This is a genomic window from Paenibacillus sp. Root444D2 (assembly GCF_001426375.1).
Taxonomy (GTDB): domain Bacteria; phylum Bacillota; class Bacilli; order Paenibacillales; family NBRC-103111; genus Paenibacillus_E.
In genome coordinates, this window is sequence record NZ_LMEO01000001.1 from 159343 (window position 1) to 180696 (window position 21354).

A 21354-nucleotide genomic window follows, 5' to 3' on the forward strand; every position below is an offset into this window, starting at 1 on the left:
GTACAGCATACAACATCTTCAGCTTACCCACAAGATATCAAGGAAATTGTTGTACACTGTACAACCTGTCTTTCTACTTCCCCATTTCGCGGAAGGCTTCGCCTTAAGAACAATTAAGCGCGAAAAACGCACTTAATGGTGTTGCCCCAAACAAAGAAGCGCGAAAAACGCGCTTTCAACGAGAGTTCCTCGAGCCGAAGCTCGTCGACAGTGTCTGAGAAGTCGGAAATCGACTTCTCAGCTTACATCTCTTATCCACAAATCAGCATCTTGCATAATTTCCAATACAGCAAAAAAAACTACTTACTTTCTGTCGCCAGAGAATAAGCAGCCTTTAAAAAGCAGCAATTAGTATACATCCACACTCACTGTAGCATGAGCAGCCTCGTTATAAATAGTAATCTTATGAGTGCTTTCGTTCAGTGGCTTGGCAGTCAGTCTCACTTCAAAGCGGGCGTTCCCATTTTCATCAAATAAATCAGTTGTTCCTAGCGAAGTGCCCGCTTTTACAATCTCGAGGTTTGGATTTTCAGGCGATACAACAGGCGTCAAGCTCTTTGAAGTAACCTCATTTTGATCAAACTGTTTTTTGAAGATCGGGTTCCCATACTGGTCAAACAAATTCAATGAAATGGATGCTTTATCGCCCACATCAATCAATCTATTTTTCATATTCGAATAGGTTATTTTGTTCGGTTCAATGAAACTGAGAACAGGTGCGTTGCCTACTTTGAAGCTTCGAGATGTACTAAGTTTACTATTATTCACATAAACGGTAACGGGTATATAATCTTTCATCTGAGAACTATTCGCTTCTTTGATGTTAGCAATAATGACCAAGTTGCCCCACTCATCCTTTTTAAAATCTGCCGGAGCTGATCCTGCAACAATAGCGGTATAGCCCGAGGTTCCAAGGGATGCCGTCTCTCCATATTGATTCAAGGCTTTCACTCTAATCGTTGCAGCTGTGCTGTTCGCAATAGTTTCTTCTGGATTGATGAAGTTGATTTCGGTCACCTGCTCCGCTTGTGCTCTGAAATAGACTTCATTTCTCGATACTGTCGATCCGTCTAGCCCAGTAATAGCAGTTGTATAATCTCCTTCACTGATCGGTGAAGATGTGAGTAAAGTAGCCCACTTGCCATCATCAGACCAAGTCACAGTTACCGGAACATTCAACGTTCCTTTGCTTAATGTAAGGCTTGCTTTTGTCTTATCTACTGTTTGATTAAACCAAACTTTCACTTTACTTGCTCCAACAGCCTGTGCGCTAACTAACGCGATTTTACCAGGTATGTATTGTTGTTTTGCTTCATAAGCGCCAGTTACCAACAGTTCACGGGTAGCAGGCATTTGACCTTCAAAAGCACCTATTGTTTCTGGGAGAAGCTTCAAGTTCAATGCAAGAGCTACGTACCCTTTTGCCCAATTAGAGACGGAGCCATCCGTTAGGGTCTTATTGCCTGCCTCTGCTTCCTTACCTAGGATTCGTACCAAGAATGTAGCTAGCTCTTCCTTTGTCACTTGACCAGCCGGGTTGTAAGCACCATCGCTGAAGCCATTCGTAATACCAGCTGTTTTCAAAGCTTCAATATAAGGTAATGCATAGCCATTGGCTTGATCATATATACTTACATCTGTATAAGAGGAAACTCTTAAACTAGTATTAATCGGAAGATCCAAAATCATTGCCGCAACTTTAGCGAACTGTGCACGGTTCATTGGACTCTTTAATCCGAACGTCGTTGCGGTCATGCCATCAAAAATTCCTGTGCTAATCATTGCATCGAATTTGGCTTTGGTAGAGGCGTCCAGTTGGCTCAAATCTGCGAAGTCAGATGACGTTTTTCCGAATGCGACAGATGAGAACATGGATAAAGCCATTGCAGATGTAAGTACGATAGATAGATTTTTTTTCATAACGTTTCTTCCTCCTTAGTGTGGGTTATGTGTTGATAGGAATTTATACCCAGCTGCTTTGAGATCGAAACGAAATGTTTTGAAATATTTTACAATTACCGTCTTGCTTGATGCTTGGATAGATTCCAGGAAGGCCATGAATAGTCTCCGGAATTTGCTTTAATGCGATCTATGGTTGCTTGTATCCTCAAATCAGGGTGCTTGGCTTGCTGTTCTTTAAGTGGCGGAATCACGTCGGTAGAGAGTCTCCCCAAATATTCAAGGTCGATGATTCCCGTTCTTTCGTACCGCTCCATGTTATTGATTACGATTCGTTGCTCAATATTCATGTAATTCATCACCAGATAGGCCAGGATTGCCGTTGTAATAACAGCTTTTGACAAGGACATCTGCTCCATCCAGATTCGGAATAAAGCAATGATAAATAGAACACTTAAGAATATCATGAATCCATGAACGAGTAATCTCGTTTGCGTGAAGCCATAAGCCTCTTCATATAACGAAAGCCTTCCATAAGCGGAAATGAGCATCACGATCGTGCATCCGACGAGCATCGTCAGCAATCCTTTTCGAATGGTTTCACCCATTTGACCGCTGCGGCGGATCCAATGCAGGCCTGGAAACAGCAGAGAGATATTGATAATAGCTACGGCAACAAGTTCGGCAAACCCTCTTCGCGCGTATTCCGCATAAAGCACACCATTAGGTAAAAACCCATTCGCTGCTCCGAATAAATAGGAGAACTGAATGATCGCGAACAGCACGTAGACAACATTCACACACACGAGCAAAGTACCGGCTGTTATTGGATCAATCAGAATCTTTTTGCTCACAGCCGCAGATTCCTCAATAGTCTCTTGAGGCGTTTGGCTGACTTCGATGACTTTTGGAAAAAGAATTCCCCATAAATAGCAGAACGTGTACAGGGTTATCCCTATCGCAAACCCGGTACGTACAATCCCCTCAGCAAACGATATTCCGTTGAACCAGTGCGGGATCCCGGCTACCCAAGATTGAAAAACAAGATCCGCAGAAGCCAATAACCCAATAACGATGAACAATATGGGGGCAGCCAACAAGAGGCCTGCGCCTACTTTCCCCATCTTTCCCCAAGCAGACTCCTTTTCGGTCTTTCTACTCGGTAGCCAAGCTTTGATCATCCCAAAAGGTACAGACAAGTAAGCAATCGGCCTGCCAAAACAATGTCTAAGCAGATCCTGCAGGAATGTTGCATGATACCATGCATGCTTACTATTGCGCGACAAGACAATCGTCTGCATCGCAATGCATATGGGTAAGGCAAGCAAATTAAGCGTATGGAACAGATTGTTAGCAAACAATGTATACGTCAAAGCAATTAATACAACAGGAACTAGAAGGAACCAACCCGCTTTATTTTGTCCTTCCCACGGCTCAAAGCCGCCCAATCTTCCTTTTATGGCGTAAAAGTAAAGGCTGTAAAAGCCAAGCACACTAATCAGAGCAGAGATGCCGGCGGCATGGTCAATAAACATGTATTGAACCATGAAACCAAATAAACATGCGTACATAAGCATTAAACCGTATTTTCTTTGCCATGGAGCAGGATCTCTCATTGGACTTTTTCTCCTTTGTTTTACAAATGGTAAAGCAGCAAAAGCATTTGTTATTTCCTGCCCTTTATTGTAACCTGTAAAACAAGAACAAAAAGTGTAAGTTTAAATTTCATAATTTCATATTTTATTTCCGGAGGCTAAAGGTGAAAATACGCAAACATTATTTAACACTTCGACGTTCATTTCCCCAGGACCATGAAGAGCATCCACTCGAAATAACATTAGAAGAGCTAGCGTTACATTTGGACTGTACGCACCGTAATATGGTGCTGCTTCTCAAGCGAATGCAGCAGGAGAAGTGGCTCACTTGGCTGCCAAAAAAAGGCCGCGGTAATCGCTCAACCCTTATTTTCCATGCACGTAAAGAAGATATGCTTCTGGAGGAAGCAAAGGAATTAGTCGCGAAACAGGATTTGCATTCTGCACTTGAACTGCTGCAAGCAGCCGAGCATGCATCTACCCTACGAGAACAATTCCAAGTTTGGTTGTCAGGGCAATTCGGCTTTCGGTCTGAAGTGCAAGGTCAGCGTCGAACGGATATTTTGCGCTTCCCGCTTACGCAAACGATTCACGCCTTAGACCCTGCAGCCATTCATTATGCGGGGGAATCGCATCTGGTGAATCAGCTCTTCGATGGGCTCGTTCGGATGGATGCCAAAGGAGATCAGATCCTACCTCATCTTGCCCACGCGTGGGATGTAGATGCTTCTCGCACCTTATGGACCTTTTATCTCCGCAAAGGTGTGCAGTTTCATCATGGCCGCGAGATGCTGGCGAGCGATGTGAAATATTCACTTGAACGGCTTGGGCGCTTAGCGCCGCGTGGTCTGTATAGCTGGGCTTATGCGGGCATCATTGACATCACAACACCAAATGAAACAACAGTTTGCATTCAACTGTCTGAACACAATGAATTATTTCTCGGATTCTTAACTACCAATCGTGCTTCTATCGTCCCAGCAGATGTGTGTGAAACAGCCGGCGGACTGATGGATAAGTCACCCATTGGCACAGGACCTTTCCGTTTAACTGGACACGAACAAGGGATATGGATCTTGGAGGCATTCCCTGCTTATTTTCAGGGACGCGGGTTCTTGGATCGGGTCGAAGTGTGGACATTGCCGGAGAATGAACAGACGGAATTATCAGCTGAAAAACAGCCTTTCCAAGTCATGCACAACGTGCGAATTTCAGACATGGAAGCGCAGCGTTGGCAGCAAGTAAGGCAATCCGGCATGACGACGAAATTCATGACCGTGAATGAATTGAAAGACGGACCGTTAAAGAATCCATTGAATCGCGAGGCACTTAACTTAACTTTGGATCGACCCTATTTGCTGGAACAGCTCTCGGGCGATGTGATTGAAGAGGCAAATAGCTTTTTCTTGCAGCCACAACAAGATACGGTTCATTCCAATCATGTAATTAGCACGGCTGACCAGCTAATTGAAATCAAACAGCTGCTAGAAGCTGCCGGCTATCAGGGAGACGTACTGAAGCTTGCGACCATCCCGCAATATGAGCAGGATGCGCTCCTCTTGCAGAAAATGTACGCAATGTCCGGAATCACAATCGAAATCCTGCTCATTCCTGCTGAGGAATTCAAGGGCGAGCTGCGCATGACGGCCGATCTGCTGCTGTTTGCCGTGATGCTAGACGAGCATCGCGAGCTGCGGCTCTACGATATGTACAAGAGCATGCGGCAGCATGCTGCGCCTGAAGTGCAGACCATGCTCGATAACAGCTTACAATTGCTGCGTTCCGAGGCCGACCCGAAACGCAGAATGGCACTGCTCGAGCAGTTGGAATCCCAGCTCAAGCAGCGCCACAGCCTGCTATTTCTATATCGAAAGCATCTCAAAACCGCTTACCATCCATCGATTCGCGGCATCTCCCTCGATTCGCTTGGATGGGTGCGATTTCGCGACATTTGGTTCACATAGAACCATCCACCCAAATAAACTATTCACTTTTCAGTGTAACACCAGCGGGTAATATGCGAACAATGTGCTCACGAAGCACCACGTTATCGTGCAGTTCATCATTGAAGATGGCAATAATACCACTATCTTCGCGGGTTCTAATCAAGCGCCCGATTCCTTGTCTCAGCCTTAACAGCATATAAGGAATATCCACCTCTTCGTACGGCGAAGTTGATGCTTGACGCTTCGCATTGAAAACAGGATCTTGTGGAGGAAACGGCAGCGACCAGACAATGACGTTGGACAAAGAAGGACCCGGTATATCAAGTCCTTCCCATAGGGTGACTGCAGACAACACGCTGTGTTCATCCCCCTGGAAAGAGGCAATCAAATGGCTGATTTCTTGATCCCCTTCAAACAAGAACGTCAATTCCGAACAATCCGAACGACCTTTGATTTCCCGTTTAAACCGCTGCAGCTCTTCGTGGGTTGGGAACAGAATAAGCGCTCTTCCTTCTGTTCTTTTTAACAATTGAACCGCGGATTCCATCTTTTCTTGAAACGTACCGCCAGAATCCCATTTCGGTGCGATCACTTCCATCCGCTCGGCATAATCAAAAGGAGAATTCACAGAAAATGAAAGATACTTATCAAGGCCCAAACTGTTAGCCACATAATCGAATGAACCCTCAACAGACAGTGTAGCCGATGAGAAAACGATTGGCATTTTGGAAGAAAACACATGCTCTTTCAGCACTTCTTTCACGGTTCTTGGCATGATCACAAGGCTAAGACCTGTAATGCTTTCAGTGGCCCAACAAATGAAGGTTTGATCGTTGCGGAACAATGCCAGCGCTTTCTGCATCATTTCCAAATGTTCTTCCACGATCTTAAGCTGGTAGTCATTTAATGTGAACATTTCACCTTCAAAGACAAGCTCCTCTTCAATCTCCGATAAAATATCACTTAGACGATGGATCTCTCGCAGCAGTCGGTCGTTGATGACAATCTGCTTACGATCCGATCCAACAATCGGTTGACAGCAGCTTTCAAGCACTTCGAACATGAGTTCGCTTTGCTCAATAGCCTGATCAATACAGACGGCTAACGTCTCACGCACTTCTCCTTTTAACAAACGGATCACTAATTCCTCGAACACCATATGCTTCAGCTTGTACGTTAGTGCTTTCTGAGCAGCCGATTCCATCAGATGTCCTTCATCAAAAACAACCGTACAATGATCCGGCAGCAAAGGAAGCTGGCCTTCACGCTTTCTTCCGTCGTAAGTCCATACATGTTCCATGTAGAAATCATGTGAGCAGATAATCAAATCTGCCGAACGTCGATAAGCTTCACGAGATAACGTTTGGCCGCAGCGATGGCGCTTATCACAGACGAAACAATCCTGATAAGCATCCCAACTCACCTTGTTCCATTGCTCATCATTCAGGTGTGGGTAGTTTTTACGGTCCCCATAAGCATGAAAGGTTTGCAGCGCTTCACGCGTGTGAACGAAGTCAGGAAGTCCTTCATACAGTTCTCTATATATGCCAGTATCCTCGTGTCCGAATCGCGCCTCATCAAGCTTGACGAGACATACATATTGGTCAGGCGATTTGGCAAGCCGTGCATCAATAACGAGATCCAAATGACGCGATATTTTATCAATATCCCCACCTGGCTTGACCAATTGCTCAATCAAAGATTCATCCGCACAAGCGATGATAGCTGGTTTCTTCATGAAACGCGAGTAACATATCGCATACAATAAATAGACAAGCGTTTTCCCCGTACCCACCCCTGCTTCCGCAAAAATGGTCGATTTCTCAGCAAAAGCTCGTTCTAACTGGAACGCCATGTAAATCTGTTCGTCACGCACCTCGAAACCCGCTTCAGGTAAAACTTCATAAAATGTATCCGCAATCCAGTCAGAAACCTGCTGCATGAATGGCTGTGCGTGATCATATGCAAATGGATAACGTCCCACGTAATGTGCCCCCAACAAATAGAATCGAATCAAACTTATATTATCCCACGAAAGTTGTTTAAAAGCAAAGAATCGCTAGAAAAAGAAACGTAAGAAAAAAGCTCATTCCGCAGCACACACGCCGCTAGAATGAACTCTCCTATTTTACATACTAAAACGTTCGCGATATCCGCACTTGCGGCATAATTCCTCGACAACTTCACGTCTGGAAAAGCCCTCAAACAATCGATTCGCCCGTTCACCCTCTACAATTTCGGAGAAAGGTGTTTGGTTGATATTGCCCAGATTAATAACCCCTTCACCATCTAGACAACAAGGAATCACAGTGCCATCAACAAGAATGCCTGCTTGATTCCGCAATGCGTGACAGAAGCCCGGCCCTGCAATTTCTTCCGCTTTCAAATCCGGCCACTGGAACTCATGATCCTGATTCAGATAGACGCGATCGGCCAGTTTAACGCCTGTGCCGCGAACGAATTTCTCATCGATTTTGTAATCAAGCTCAAACTCTTGCTCGAGCAATTCCAGCACTTCACGGTTTCGCTGCCGTTCTTGATTCGTCTGATTGTCCGTATCTAGATTCCATAAACGGAATGAGATAATCACATTGGACTTGGCAACGATTTCCTTAGCAAATCGCAGGATACTCGTGACATATCCTTCCTTATCCTCAGATCCTTCATGGCCATCAAAGCTGTGCAAGGAGAAATTCATTTGCCGCAGCGCCGGTTTGTCCAGCAGCTTGTGCCTATTTTTGTTAATCAGCGTACCGTTGGTTGTGATATTGACCTTGAAGCCTTTCTCATGGCTCAAATCCAGCAGTTCGTCAATCTTCGGATGCAGCAAAGGTTCCCCTTTGACATGCAAATAAATGTGATCCGTGTGCGGCTTAATTTGATCTAATATATTAGTAAATGTATCGATTTTAATAAAATTAGCTTGGCGCTTCGTCTGTGGGCAGAAAGTACAGGCCAAGTTACAAACACTTGTAATTTCGATATAAAATTTCTTGAACTTCTTCATTCTCTGGCTCCGTTTCTAGCTGCGCTCCTATGATATTTGCTATTATACCAAGCAAGCCCTATGAAGGAAAGGAAATCGAACAATTAGAAAAACCATTTGACCATCCATCCAATAAAGTGAGCAGACGGAATAAGGAAAACTTGCGCTAGCAATGTGCCCAGAAATCGAGATGTCATGAGCAGCGCATAGATTTTGCCAAGCTGTCTACGCTGGGATTCGTCATGAAGTGCCTTGTCCGTGATAAGACCTAACTGCGGATCTATGAATATGGTAAGCAAAATAGTAGCAATACCGTTAATAAGTCCGGATGCTTGCGAGGCTGTCGTTGCAAATTCAGGTAATAAATGCGCAGCATATAAGGAAGAAAGCACACCCACCGAATAGAAAGCTGTCACCATAATATTAATCAAAAGGAATCGTTTTGGAATCCCCAAATAACGGAATTGGCTCAGCAGCTTGACATTTGGCTTCTTCAAATATTTTTTCGTGTTCTTCAGCTGCGTCACCGTTACACTCGTTATGAGTTTTGGAATCGATCCAGCGATTTCCAGCCGGGAAATGACTCGAACACTGAGATTGATAAAAGACGGGAATAAAGCAATCGCAATCAATGTCCCAATCGAAGAGGCGAATAAACTGATTCGCAGGTATCGTTCCAAATCGAAGGTCGGTTCGATCTTAGCAAAATCAACGAAGTGCGCAGTCATTGGCGCCTGAATTAAATTCGCCGTTCGCGATACAAGGACAACAATGCCGACTAAAGAGAGTGCCACGGCAAGCTTATTCACTCGCACCCCAGCATATCGAATCGAGTATGACAACGTTTCCGCTGTATGGATAATCATCGTCAGAATGAAGACTAGTATGAGTGTGTTCGTCATCGTATGAACTTTTCATCAGATAAAGCTAGTAGTCCGCTGATTACTTCTTCCCAATGGGCTTTCATCTCTTCTCTTTGCTCCGCACTTTCCAGTTTCTCTTGATGGAAGCTAATCGTTGTTTTCCCTGGATTAGTAGCAGACAGCAGACGAATTTGAAGTGTTGACGTATTTGGGAAGCTAACAGGCTGCCAAGTCAGTCGAAGCTGCTCCAATGGTTTCACCACACGAAATTCTCCCGTCGTTCCTTCTTGCGTCACGAACTTGTGTCCCTTCACAAACTCAACCGACGTTGCATCTCCTAACCAAAGCTTTCGCCCTCGTGTTGAAGTCAACAGCTCCCAAGCTTCCTCTTGGAAAAAGGGGAGTGTACGTCTTACACCAATTTGAAAGCCTACCGAAGCGGTCAAACCAAGTGGTTTGTTGGTATCCATCTCTTCTCTCCTCCTATCGGGATAAAATTCACTGCTTTAACACCGGAAGTCGTTTCCTCATCCAACGAATCTGTCCCCGATGATTAATCTCATCCTCAAACACGTGGTACCACATGAAATAATGGTTGGCTGGCTGGTTCTGCCAGAATGGATACTCTTCATACAACCAATCATCTGTCAACGACTTGAAAACCTCATACGTTTTGCTTCGCACTTCGCTCATGATGTTGAGATAATAGTCGAGGTTATTCCCCTTAATCTGGGCTCTTCCTTGGTCACCAAGCTCGAGAGCTGCTCCCCATATTCTCATTTCCTCCTCGTTCAAGTCACGGTGCTCGAAAGTCTCCAACTGATAAGCAACCTCGACAGCTGCGAAGTGCAGCAGCAAAGAGCCTATGGAGTTGCTTGTTTCGTCGATTGTATAGTCTAATTGCTCGGTTGTGAGTCCTTCCACACTTCTCAGCGTAGTACTTCTCGTGTAATTCATCATTGACATTAACCTACTAATTTGAGGCGCATAACCAGGTATGTCTGAGATTAAGAGTAGATTTGGTGTATCGTGCATATGTACTTTCGCTCCTTATTTATTCGTTAGAATGATCTTATTTAGATTCGTTATTTTGGTAGATTTTCCCTGCTTTGCGTTTTGACACCTCGCTCAAAACTTCCTATAGAGTTTTTACACTAGTCTAAAAACTCTAAGGAAACTACCTCTACCAAAACAACAACAACAACAACAACAACAACAACAACAACAACAACAACAACCTCTGCAAGTTCCAAGTTCCCAGTGCTAAGTGCTAAGTGCTAAGTACCAAGTGCTAAGTGCTAAGTGCCAAGTTCTAAGTGCCAAGTCCAGTTCCCACTTCCCACCCCCAGCACCTAGCCCCCGTTGGAGCATTCCTCGAATAATATTTGCTGTAAAACATGCTGTTAAATTCACTTCAGCAGCTCATTTCTAAATACATATAACGTGATTTCATGCCACCCTCATGGTTGGTCGATAATCATGACCCTACCATCGTTATATCCAATGACTAATGAACTTACCATGCGAGCAAATAAGCCATTATCAACAACACCTGGAATTACGTTGATTTGTTTATTTAGCTCTATGGGCTCTACTATTTTTTCAAAGTTACAATCTACGATTATGTTTCCATTATCCGTAATATACTCCTTATCGTTACTCATTCGAATCCTCGTGTCACAGCCTAGTTCCTTTAATTTATTCATTGTTAAATTCGCAGCAAAGGGTACGATTTCGACCGGTAAAAGAAATTCACCTAGATATTCTACTCGTTTTGATTCATCTACAATTACGAAAAATTTCTTACTATTTATTGCTAGTATCTTCTCTCTGACTAATGCGCCGCCTCCGCCCTTAATTAAATTCAAGTCATTATCAACCTCATCGGCACCATCAATCGTTATGTCTATTACATCTATTTCAGAAAAAGGCACTATAGGAATTCCTAATTTATTTGCCAATTCTTCTGAGTTTCTAGAACTCGCTACTGCCCTGATACGAAGTCCTTCCTGTATTCTTTGAGCAATTTTTTGGATTGCCCAATAGGCTGTTGATCCTGTACCTAATCCAACTACCATGCCATCTTCAATAAATTCAACAGCTTTCTCAGCTGCTAGTTTTTTGGGGTTCAGCATTTTCTGTTCTCACTCCTTGAATTTAGGTTTTTCCTTACCTTATTTTGCCCTCATTATATCTGAATTACAATCTTTGCCCTTTGGAAAAGGAGTTCATATATCTTCGTGAAATCCCAACAAATTTCCTTTACACAAATAAAAAGAAGCCCGCTCTCTCAGGCTTCTCTACATATTCATGATGAATGCCGTTCATCGCCATACCACAGTTCCCTAAACGTCGCACTCTGCCGCAGCAGTTCCTCCGAATTTCCTTCGGCCTCTATTCGCCCGTCCTTCATTACAATGATGTGGTCCGCTTGTGTGAGCGCCGTTTTGCGGTGGGATACGACCAGACAAGTCGCATCGCTTCGACGCTGGAACATCCGTTCCCACAGCTTCTGTTCCGTCTCGACGTCGAGCGCGCTCGACAGGTCGTCGAACACATACAGCTCGGCGTCTCGCACGAGCATGCGCGCTGCAGCCGTCCGCTGTGCTTGCCCGCCGGAGAGCTTCACCCCGCGCGGGCCGATGACGGTGTCCAGCCCGCCGGGCAGCTGCGCGACGTCGAACTCCATCACCGCCGCGTGCAAGGCCATTTGCAAGCTATCGCCTTGCTCCGCTTGCCCGAGCAAAATATTGTTGCGCAGCGTATCGCTGTATAGCCGCGGAACCTGCGCGGTATAAGCGCTCCGCGGCGGTGTAAAGAATGTGCCCGGATCTTCGACGGGCACACCATTCCACGCAATCGTTCCCTCTCCCTTGGGCAAAAGCCCAAGGAGCGAGCGAACAAGCGTGGTCTTGCCCGAACCAATCGTTCCCGTAATAACGGTGAACGATCCTCTTTTCAAGCTGAAGTGAATGTCCGAGATCCCTCTGCCGGTATCAGAGTAAGCGTAGCTCAGTCCATTCACATCTAGCCGCTGCAACGAGACATCAATCTCTTTTTCACGATTGTATCTCTCGTCAACCGCAATTTCATGCTGGAATCCTGCCTTTTGCTTTACCTCATCCGAAAATTCACGCTCGAATCCTATCTCTTGCTCTGCCTCACCCACGCTAAATCTCTCGAGTCCTCGCCCTATATTTGCTCCACTAGCATTTTCTCTCTCGTGTCCTTGCCCTACTAGCCCACTCGCAACCTCATGCTCAAGTCCATCCACCCTCTTTACCCGACCCAGACTTTCATTCTCTCTTCCTTCCTGAGCCAAAGGGATAGTGGACACAGTAGCTTCCGCCACTTTATTCTCCACCTTCAAATGCAGCGAATTAACCATCGTAAGAACCTTAGCCGATGCCCCCTGCAAAAGAAACGTCAATCTCTCCAGCGACACACTCATCTGCTTAAAATACGTAATAAATTTGCCCACATTCGTGATAAACTGCGTAACAAAAGTTAAATAGTATACGAACAAAGCGAAGTCACCAACGGTAAACGTCCCAGCTCTCATTTTTGTTCCAGCCAGCAATAGAATGAGCCCCGTCCCCAGGTTAACCGAGTTAGAAAACACCGAATCCAGCAGCTCACCCATGAGCCGATCCTTCAGCATTGCTTTCCTACGGTCATCACCGAAGCTGCTGAACCGAGCGATCACTCGTTTCTCCGCACCGGCGACTTGAATCGCCTGCACATTGCCGAACATTTCGCTGATCTCTCCCGTTACCTTGGAGGTAGCTTCGCGGCTAGCCGCACGATATTTCTGTAAGCGAACCGTAGCCAACTGCGCAGCCGTAATGACGAGAACGATCGGCATAAACACAAGCAGCGTCATTTGAGCATCAATCCGAATCAGGATATAGCCCGAAACAAGGGCAAAACAGGTCATTCCGAACACATCGACCGACCAGCTTGCTGCCTCTTCTGATTGATCGACATCATCTCGGAAATGGCTAATTGCTTCCCCAGGCGAAACGGGAATGGCTTGTGCCCCAGGCTGTTTTAATACATGCTCGAGCAAGTTGCGTCTAAGCAGCATCCCCATACGAAAGCGGAAATTAACGTCCGTAATAAAACCAATCACAATCAGCATAATACGCCCTAATGCTGCAGCCATTAACAATGCGATCAGTCCCCATACACCATAACCTAGCGCCGACGTACCTGTCAGAGAATCAAAAAACTCTTTCGTTATAAGTCCAGGCGCAATCGGCGCCAAATAGATAACGGTCCAAGCAATGGCGTTAACCAGATACCGTATGGGCCGGTACATAATAAGCCGCCACAAATATTGATACGTATTCATGCCAACACCTCCTCTAAGCCTGTGGCCAGCAATTGGCTGAAGCGAGAGTTCGGATCTGCGGCCAGATGCTCTCTTTTACCCGATTCCAAAACGCGCCCATTATCTAGAATAAGAATATGATCCGCTCGTTGAACGGTTGTTAAACGATGCGCAATCATGATACAGGATCGCTGTGTCAACAGTTTAGAAACCGCTTTTTCCATACGCTGCTCTGTCAGCGGGTCAAGTCTTGAAGAAGCTTCGTCCATAATCACAAGTCCGGGGTTCGTTAAGAAAACCCGCGCGAAGGCTAGCAGCTGTGCTTCTCCTGCAGACAAGCTTCCTCCCCCGGAAGCTAAACCTGTGTTTAACCCTTCAGGCATGGCTTCATACCACGCTCCTAGTCCAAGTTCCTTGAGTACTTCAATAATTTGTTCGTCCTTGATCGAATCGTCGTAAAAGGTTAGGTTATCTCGAATGGTCCCTTGCATAATTTCAATATTTTGCGTTACAAGGGCTACACGTTTGCGTAGATCAACTAACTTACAGCTCCGGATATCCGTACCGCCAAGCGCGATACTTCCACTTTGAGGATCGTAAAAGCGAAGCAGCAATCTTGCCATCGTTGATTTTCCACTCCCCGTTCGGCCAAGGAGTCCTAGAACTTCTCCTGGTTTCAGAGTCAGATTTAACCCCTCAATCGTAGGCTGATCCCCATCATAACTAAACGTGACATCACGAAATTCAACACTAAGCGGTCCTTCCGGTAATGGAGCTCCCGTCCCATCCATAATCTCAGACTGGATAGCGAACAGCTCGCGAATACGTGAAATACTGGCGTCTGCCTTTTGCAAATCTTCCATTTGCGTACGAATCTTCTCAATCGGCTTGGCTAATAATTCTGTATAGAAGAAAATCAGATATACAGTACCTAGCGAGATATGCTGGGTGTGCCACAGATACGCACTAATACCAAACGCCATGGCGTTGCCAAGCGCAAAAACGAAAATAGACATGTTCCACATCGCACAGAAACCGAGAAAGGCTTTCACCCGAAGCGGCAGCATTTTTCTAAGCATGGTATAGAAGCGATTCATAACGAACCCGACTGCGCCATTGGCGCGAATATCTTCTGTTCCTTCCAAATGCTCACCAATAAACCCATAAAACTCTGCGTTCGCCTGCCGCCAACCCGCCCAGACTGGAACAGCAAATTTACGAATCCATTGAATCATAAAGACTGCAAAAATGACGAAAAAGGCCATCCCCGCGCCAATCAGCCAATTTTCCCGCAGCAACAAAATAATAATGCCAGCCATCAAAAGCAGATTACCCAATAAATGAATGATCATGCTCGAGAAGAAATTGGCCAGAGCATTCACATCCCCATCCACACGTTCGATGAGCGAGCCTGATGTATGTGATTTATGAAATGACATATCCAATGATAAACAATGAGCGGCAAGATCCACTCGCAGCTTATTCGTAGTTTTCCACCCTACATTTTCACTAAAATAGGTAGCTATGACGGAAACCAGCTGCTGAACAAGCGCAAAGCCAATAAACATAATCGCGGCTGTAATCAGTGGCTGCATCGCCCCTTGCGTTTGAGCGGTATCGATAAAATAGCGAATAATTTGCGGGTTGATGAGCTGAAGACCAATAGATGCGAATAAGAGCATCGTCAAGACAATGAGCGTACCCTTTTGGGGGAACAAATATCGGCTAAGCAGCTCCGTATATTGCCCCATCGTGTTATGCTTTTTTTGTTTATGCTTCGTCATAGAAGCGTCCTCCGATAATAATTAATGACATTAATATTTAATACGACTAATCAAACCATTTCTTATTTTTGAATAGCAAATACATACCGAAACCAATACCGAACATGATAAATAGAACAATAAAATAACCCCAACGCCAAGTAAGCTCCGGCATATTTTGAAAATTCATTCCGTATATTCCAGCTATAAATGTTAAAGGCATGAAAATTGTCGTAATCACCGTTAAAGTCTTCATAATCGTATTCATTCGATAGGAATTTATGGAAACATAACTATCCCGTATATCCGCAGTTAAATCTCGATTGGAGTCAATAATTTCTGAGAGCTTAAGCAGATGGTCGTAGATGTCTGTAAAATAGACGACATGTTCTTTAAGACCATCTATTTTTTCGGTATTAATAACACGATAGAGTAGATCCCTCATAGGAACAATTGTCTTTCTAATCTTTAACAGCTTTGCTCTTATTTCAAATATTTCATTCATTAAGATATGAACCGGAACACTTTTACCTCTTACTTCGATTTCATCTAACTGATCTTCGATTTGATATAGACTAGGGAAATATTCATCTACCAGCTTATCGATAATTAAGTAGGCCGTGTATATGATACCTTTCTCACGAAACTTTTGTTGTTCTGCCATCCGATGCCATGCCTCATCAATTTCCTTAGACGGTGAATAATGAAAGGTAACGATGAAGTTAGTGCCCCAGAACATGTCTACTTCTTCCGCAGCTAACGTTTCAGGATGCAAAGCATGAAGAACAAAAAAATGAGTATCCTCATAATGATCTAATTTAGGTCGCTGCAGATAATGATAGCAATCTTCTACAGCAAGCGGATGAAATTGAAAGTGCTTTTGTAAGAGTAAGGCTTCCTCCTTGGAAGGCGCATTGAAATCTACCCAGTACCGATCTATATTTGAATGTTTCAGATCGTCTAATGAGGATATATGGATAATCTCCTGTTCTTCGTTAACAGCCAATATTCTAATCACTTGAGTCTCCCCCTTAATTCCCTATTCATTAACCTACATCAACGATTAAAGCTTGTCCATACACAACGGCAAAAAAGCCGCAATCACTCGCGGCCCTCATTCCTCTATTCTTTTAAAACTTATTTTAAAAATAACGTGATGTAATCATCTTTTTCTTCGAATAAAACTCTACACCATCTTTGCCATTGGCATGCAAATCACCATAGAAAGAGTCTTTCCAGCCCGAGAATGGGAAAAAGGCCATCGGAGCCGGTACGCCAACGTTTACGCCAAGCATTCCCGCTTCCACTTCTTCTCGAAATTTGCGTACAGCTTTGGCATTTTCCGTATAGATGACAGCCGAGTTGCCGAATCGAGATTGATTTACAAGCTGCAGCGCTTCGTCCAAATCCTTAGCACGGAACAGGGATAAGACCGGTCCAAATATTTCCTCTTTCGCGATCGTCATATACGGTTTCACATGATCAAATATTGTAGCTCCAAGGAAAAATCCTTCAGCCGAACAAGCCTCCGCATTTCTCCCATCTAATAGAAGCTCCGCTCCCTCCTCTATCCCTTTGTCAATAAAGGCCTCAATCCTGGTGCGCTGTTCACTTCGAATGATCGGTGTGAGTGTTACATCTTCATTCATCCCATTGCCAAGTACCATATTACGCGCTGCCTGATGAAGCATATTCACGAAATTCTCCCCATCCCCAACAACCACAACAGCCGAGCAAGCCATACATCTCTCCCCCGCGCTTCCAAAAGAAGACATGATAATATTTTCAACTGATTTTTCTACATGTGCATCTGGCATCACGATATGATAATTTTTGGCCCCTGCTAGCGCTTGCACACGTTTACCTGCTGAAGAAGCTTTCTCATAAACATATTTCGCAACCGGTTGCGAGCCTACGAAGGAGATAGCTTTCACGGCGGGCATCGTTGTCAGCGCATTCACCACATCATGTGCACCATGGACGATATTCAGCACCCCATCAGGGAGCCCCGCCTCCTGAAATAATGACGCTAATTTCATGGCAGTTAGCGGTGTTCGCTCAGAAGGCTTTAAGACGAACGTGTTTCCACAAGCAATGGCTAAAGGAAACATCCAGCAAGGCACCATCATCGGAAAGTTAAAGGGTGTTATACCTCCAACTACTCCGAGTGGCACACGAAATAACTCTGAATCCATATCGGCGGAAATGTTAGCCAATGTCAAACCCATCATATGCGAAGGTGTTCCCGCAGCAAATTCTACACATTCGATACCTCGTAGTACCTCACCTAACGCTTCTTTATAGCTTTTACCGTTCTCAGACGTAATGAGCTCTGCTAGTTCTTGCTCATGTTCCTGCAATAACTGCCAGTATTTAAACAATACTCTTGCCCTTTTGGGCACGGGAGTTCTGCTCCATGATTCGAAAGCCGTTTGTGCCGCTAGAACAGCAGCTTCTACGTCTTCAGATGAAGAAAGCGGTACACGAGCGATGATTTCTCCTGTTGCCGGATTAATCACATCACTCCCTGAACCGTTTTCTGAATCGATCCAAACACCCTGCACGAAATTTTGTAAGAGTTTCATATTCGTTCATCTCCTGGCAGGAAGAATTTTTTTCCAAAAGTCTCTGGACACATTGTATAATAGGTGAAATTACAATTTTGCTCTGATATGTCAACTTTCCTTACATGAAGGTGGTGAACTCGCTTGGTACAGACACTCTTACAATTAACAGTGAAAGATATTTTGCAGAGGCCGCTATTTCACAAAGCAGAAGCCATCGCAAATGAGGAAGCTTTGAACCGAAAGGTACGTTGGGTACATATCATGGAAGTGACCCAGGTCGGCCATCTTCTCAATGGGAATGAGCTTATTCTAAGCACAGGCATTGGCTGGCAAGATAACGAGGAGCTAAGTCTTTCCTTTTTGCAGCAGTTGATCGACAGTGGTGCTTCAGGATTATGTATCGAGCTCGGCACATATACGAAACAGCCGCTTGAACGGATGAAGAAGCTAGCCACCCGAGAGAACTTTCCACTTATCTTTTTCCACGAAGAAGTACGATATATCGACATCACGCAGGATCTACACACCTACTTCATCCATCAGCATCACAAAATGGTGTCAGACCTGGAATCCCTCTCCACCCAGCTGAATCAGTTACTCCTCTCGGGGAAAGGATTGCAAGCCCTCTTAAAGCTGCTGCATCAAACAACTCACTCACAAGTCGCCTTCTTTCCTTTCGGCGCGGAGGCGCAGTTCGTCCCTTCCATGCCGAAAACGAAGGCCGATGCCTTTTATGAGAAATGGATTTATGGCGAGATCTTTCAACTTCCTAATGCCAAAAACAAACTGGCCCATCGCCCTATTTTAGCCTTGGAACATTTGTTCGCAGACTTACTTTTATATGCCGATCAAGAACTCAGTGAATTTCAAATCCTTGCTTTAGACAGGTTCGCAACGGCCATTGCACAAGAAATGATGCGCACGAAATATATGGAGGAGAAAACGCGGTACAAACAGAATCTCTGGGTCACTGATTGGCTGAACGGTAAACATACAGGGCAAGAAATTCGCGATTATATGTTCTCCATCAAACCCTCCATGAAGCTGAACCAAACCATCGTCTGTCTATTTGACATCGTCCCGACAGCCGAAACTTCCAAGGACTATGAAGACCTCCTTTTACAGAAGCAGATGATCGCCCGCGCCCTTTTCGAAGGTGAAGGTTTCTATCTCATGCCAACCGTCATACAGGATCAAATCGTATTCATCCTACTTGACCAATTGCCTGCCATGCCATGCAATGAACGAATCTCCAGAGCCATACAAAGACTTCAAAAATCAGAGACTAATCAGGAAACAATCTTACTCTCCCCTTGGTTCGGTATCGGAAAAACATTAAGTGACCCAACTCGCGTTAAGGAAAGCTATGAGACCGCTCAAGAAACGATTGAGATACAGAAAGATACAGGTATGCTTACAAGTCCTTTCTATCATGAGCAGCATGTGAACAAAGTGATACTAAAAATGAAACATACCGGTCAGCTGGAGTCATTCATTGATGAATACATCGGGAAATTAATTCAGTATGATCGAGAGAAAAATGGACAGCTTCTGAAGACATTGAAGGTTTATTTAGCGCTATGCGGATCCAAACAAGATACTGCCAAGGAGCTGTTTATTGTCCGGCAAACCCTGTACCATCGTCTGGACAAAATAGCAGGGCTGCTTGGTGAAGATTACATGCATCCACACAAAAGGATTGCCATTGAACTGGCCCTACACGGCTACGAATACATGCATGGCGCAATCGTTTAAGCTTGCGTTTGTTCTTGTTTAAGGAGCAGGGATACATAATACTTCCTAGCATTTGCTGTTTTTAGATGCAGATTCGCCGTTTCACCGCCGGGATGTTCGAGATCGAGCCATGCTCCCTCCAGATCTTCCTTCACCCCGACGATTTTGAACTTCTGAGCCACGAAGTCATCCAATTTCTGCTTTTCTAGCTTAAATTGTGCAAACTCAGACATGTGTGGCTCCCCCTTTGATAGTTTCTTCTTTCTTCGCTATTTCATTTCGTGAAGCTGCTAGATATGTTCCTCGTTTCACGAATTGCCCGGCACCCGGCGTGCCAACGAATTGTTTATTCCGAATCACATATTCGCCTCGAGACAGAACAGTGACAGGCTCCCCAGAGATCACGATGCCTTCAAATGGATTGTAATCCACATTCATATGGTGGGTTTCAGCTGAGATCGTCCGTGATACGTTCGGATCAAAGATGACAATATCCGCATCGCATCCTACTGCGATGGTCCCCTTTTTGGGAAATAAGCCAAAAAGCTTCGCAATTCGCGTAGACACGATATCTACGAACTGATTCAACGTGATGCGGCCCTTCACTACGCCTTCTGAATATAGGATGGAGAATCGATCTTCAATGCAGGGTCCTCCATTCGGGATTTTGCTAAAATCACTAAGCCCCAAGTCTTTTTGTCCGTTAAAGTTAAAGGAGCAGTGATCAGATCCGAGCGTCTGTAGCTGTCCATTTTTCAAAGCGGTCCACAGAGCCTCTTGGTGATGTTTCGGGCGCAGCGGAGGCGACCATACGTATTTCGCCCCTTCGAAATTCGGCTTTTCCAAGTAAGTCTGATCCAGCATCAAGTACTGCGGGCACGTTTCCCCCCAGATATCAACGCCTTGATTCCGAGCTTCGGCAATCTGCTGAATGGCTTCTTCGCAAGTCACATGAACGACATAGAGCTGAGAACCAGCCAATGCAGTAAGCTTAGCCGCACGCCCTGTCGCTTCTCCTTCAATTAAGGATGGACGCGTTAATGCATGGTAAATCGGATCTGTATTTCCCGATTCCAATGCTTCTTTAATCAAATATTCAATCACATCGCCGTTCTCTGCGTGTACCATGACAAGAGCTCCGTGCCGCTTTGCCTCGAGCAGCGTCCGATACAGCGTGCCGTCGTCGGCTTGGAACACATTTTTATAAGCCATAAACACTTTGAGTGAGGTGATCCCCTCTTCGTGAATCATTTTCGGCAGCTCTGCCAGTACCTCATCGTTGATTTCCGCAATCATTAAATGAAATCCATAGTCGATGACGGCTTTGCCAGCGGCTTTTTGATGCCATGTTTGAACAGACTGACTCAGTGGTTTTCCTTTGTTCGTTAAACAAAAATCAATGATCGTTGTCGTCCCACCGAAAGCGGCCGCTCTCGTGCCTGTTTCGAAATCATCGGCTGTAACCGTGCCGCCAAAAGGCATGTCAAGATGGGTATGCGGATCAATACCGCCTGGGAACACGTAATGACCTGCGGCATCTACAATTTCTGCCCCTTCCTTGGAGAGGTTCAGACCTATTTGCGTAATGATCCCGTTCTCGATAAGGACGTCCGCCTGGTACTGGTCAACAGCCGTCACGATCGTTCCGTTCTTAATGAGCTTGGACAT

Annotated in this window: 16 protein-coding genes; 2 read left to right on the top strand and 14 right to left on the bottom strand. The window is 45.0% G+C overall.

Annotation, left to right across the window (positions count from 1 at the left end; genetic code table 11):
- Positions 1–348: 348 nt before the first annotated feature.
- Together ASD40_RS00750 and ASD40_RS00755 are read right to left on the bottom strand one after the other, a co-directional pair.
- Positions 349–1920, bottom strand: coding sequence for an S-layer homology domain-containing protein (locus ASD40_RS00750; RefSeq protein ID WP_057301444.1), 1572 nt, complete (start codon positions 1918–1920; stop codon positions 349–351).
- A gap of 95 nt (positions 1921–2015) precedes the next feature.
- Entirely contained in the window at positions 2016–3515 is a 1500-nt protein-coding gene (locus ASD40_RS00755) for a DUF4153 domain-containing protein (RefSeq protein ID WP_057301445.1), read from the bottom strand.
- Between the two features lie 143 nt (positions 3516–3658).
- On the opposite strand from ASD40_RS00755, the gene ASD40_RS00760 reads away from it, so the two are divergent.
- Complete coding sequence (locus ASD40_RS00760; RefSeq protein ID WP_057301446.1) at positions 3659–5458, top strand: ABC transporter substrate-binding protein; 1800 nt, start codon at positions 3659–3661, stop codon at positions 5456–5458.
- Between the two features lie 19 nt (positions 5459–5477).
- Here ASD40_RS00760 and ASD40_RS00765 read toward each other — a convergent pair whose 3' ends face one another.
- The 10 genes from ASD40_RS00765 to ASD40_RS00810 all read right to left on the bottom strand — a co-directional run bounded on the left by ASD40_RS00765 (position 5478) and on the right by ASD40_RS00810 (position 17970).
- Positions 5478–7424, bottom strand: a complete 1947-nt coding sequence (locus ASD40_RS00765) for an ATP-dependent DNA helicase (RefSeq protein WP_057301447.1) — start codon at positions 7422–7424, stop codon at positions 5478–5480.
- A gap of 144 nt (positions 7425–7568) precedes the next feature.
- Positions 7569–8447: a radical SAM/SPASM domain-containing protein gene (locus ASD40_RS00770; RefSeq protein WP_057301448.1), complete on the bottom strand. Its 879-nt coding sequence runs from the start codon at positions 8445–8447 to the stop codon at positions 7569–7571.
- A gap of 83 nt (positions 8448–8530) precedes the next feature.
- Positions 8531–9328 carry a lipid II flippase Amj family protein gene (locus ASD40_RS00775; RefSeq protein WP_057301449.1) on the bottom strand — a complete coding sequence of 266 codons (798 nt, stop codon included), beginning with the start codon at positions 9326–9328 and terminating at the stop codon, positions 8531–8533.
- Positions 9325–9759 (bottom strand): SRPBCC domain-containing protein, encoded by a 435-nt coding sequence (locus ASD40_RS00780; RefSeq protein WP_057301450.1) that lies wholly within the window; start codon positions 9757–9759, stop codon positions 9325–9327. Before ASD40_RS00780 ends, ASD40_RS00775 begins: the two co-directional genes overlap by 4 nt.
- Positions 9760–9787: 28 nt before the next feature.
- Positions 9788–10324 carry a DinB family protein gene (locus tag ASD40_RS00785; protein WP_057301451.1) on the bottom strand — a complete coding sequence of 179 codons (537 nt, stop codon included), beginning with the start codon at positions 10322–10324 and terminating at the stop codon, positions 9788–9790.
- A gap of 425 nt (positions 10325–10749) precedes the next feature.
- Positions 10750–11421 (bottom strand): ribose-5-phosphate isomerase RpiA, encoded by a 672-nt coding sequence (gene rpiA, locus ASD40_RS00790; protein ID WP_057301681.1) that lies wholly within the window; start codon positions 11419–11421, stop codon positions 10750–10752.
- A gap of 176 nt (positions 11422–11597) precedes the next feature.
- On the bottom strand, positions 11598–13643 hold the full coding sequence (locus tag ASD40_RS00795) for an ABC transporter ATP-binding protein (RefSeq protein WP_057301452.1): 2046 nt from the start codon (positions 13641–13643) through the stop codon (positions 11598–11600).
- Positions 13640–15406, bottom strand: a complete 1767-nt coding sequence (locus tag ASD40_RS00800; protein WP_057301453.1) for an ABC transporter ATP-binding protein — start codon at positions 15404–15406, stop codon at positions 13640–13642. Before ASD40_RS00800 ends, ASD40_RS00795 begins: the two co-directional genes overlap by 4 nt.
- 46 nt (positions 15407–15452) lie before the next feature.
- Positions 15453–16403: a magnesium/cobalt transporter CorA gene (gene corA / locus ASD40_RS00805; protein ID WP_057301454.1), complete on the bottom strand. Its 951-nt coding sequence runs from the start codon at positions 16401–16403 to the stop codon at positions 15453–15455.
- A gap of 124 nt (positions 16404–16527) precedes the next feature.
- Positions 16528–17970: a CoA-acylating methylmalonate-semialdehyde dehydrogenase gene (locus ASD40_RS00810; RefSeq protein ID WP_057301455.1), complete on the bottom strand. Its 1443-nt coding sequence runs from the start codon at positions 17968–17970 to the stop codon at positions 16528–16530.
- 123 nt (positions 17971–18093) lie between these two features.
- Between ASD40_RS00810 and ASD40_RS00815 the strand changes: the two genes are divergently transcribed.
- Complete coding sequence (locus ASD40_RS00815; RefSeq protein ID WP_057301456.1) at positions 18094–19707, top strand: PucR family transcriptional regulator; 1614 nt, start codon at positions 18094–18096, stop codon at positions 19705–19707.
- On the opposite strand, the gene ASD40_RS00820 is transcribed toward ASD40_RS00815, so the two are convergent.
- Together ASD40_RS00820 and hydA are read right to left on the bottom strand one after the other, a co-directional pair.
- The gene (locus tag ASD40_RS00820; protein WP_057301457.1) at positions 19704–19919 is read right to left on the bottom strand and encodes a hypothetical protein; all 216 of its coding nucleotides are present in this window, start codon (positions 19917–19919) and stop codon (positions 19704–19706) included. The genes ASD40_RS00815 and ASD40_RS00820 overlap by 4 nt on opposite strands.
- Positions 19912–21354 (bottom strand): dihydropyrimidinase, encoded by a 1443-nt coding sequence (gene hydA / locus ASD40_RS00825; RefSeq protein ID WP_057301458.1) that lies wholly within the window; start codon positions 21352–21354, stop codon positions 19912–19914. Before hydA ends, ASD40_RS00820 begins: the two co-directional genes overlap by 8 nt.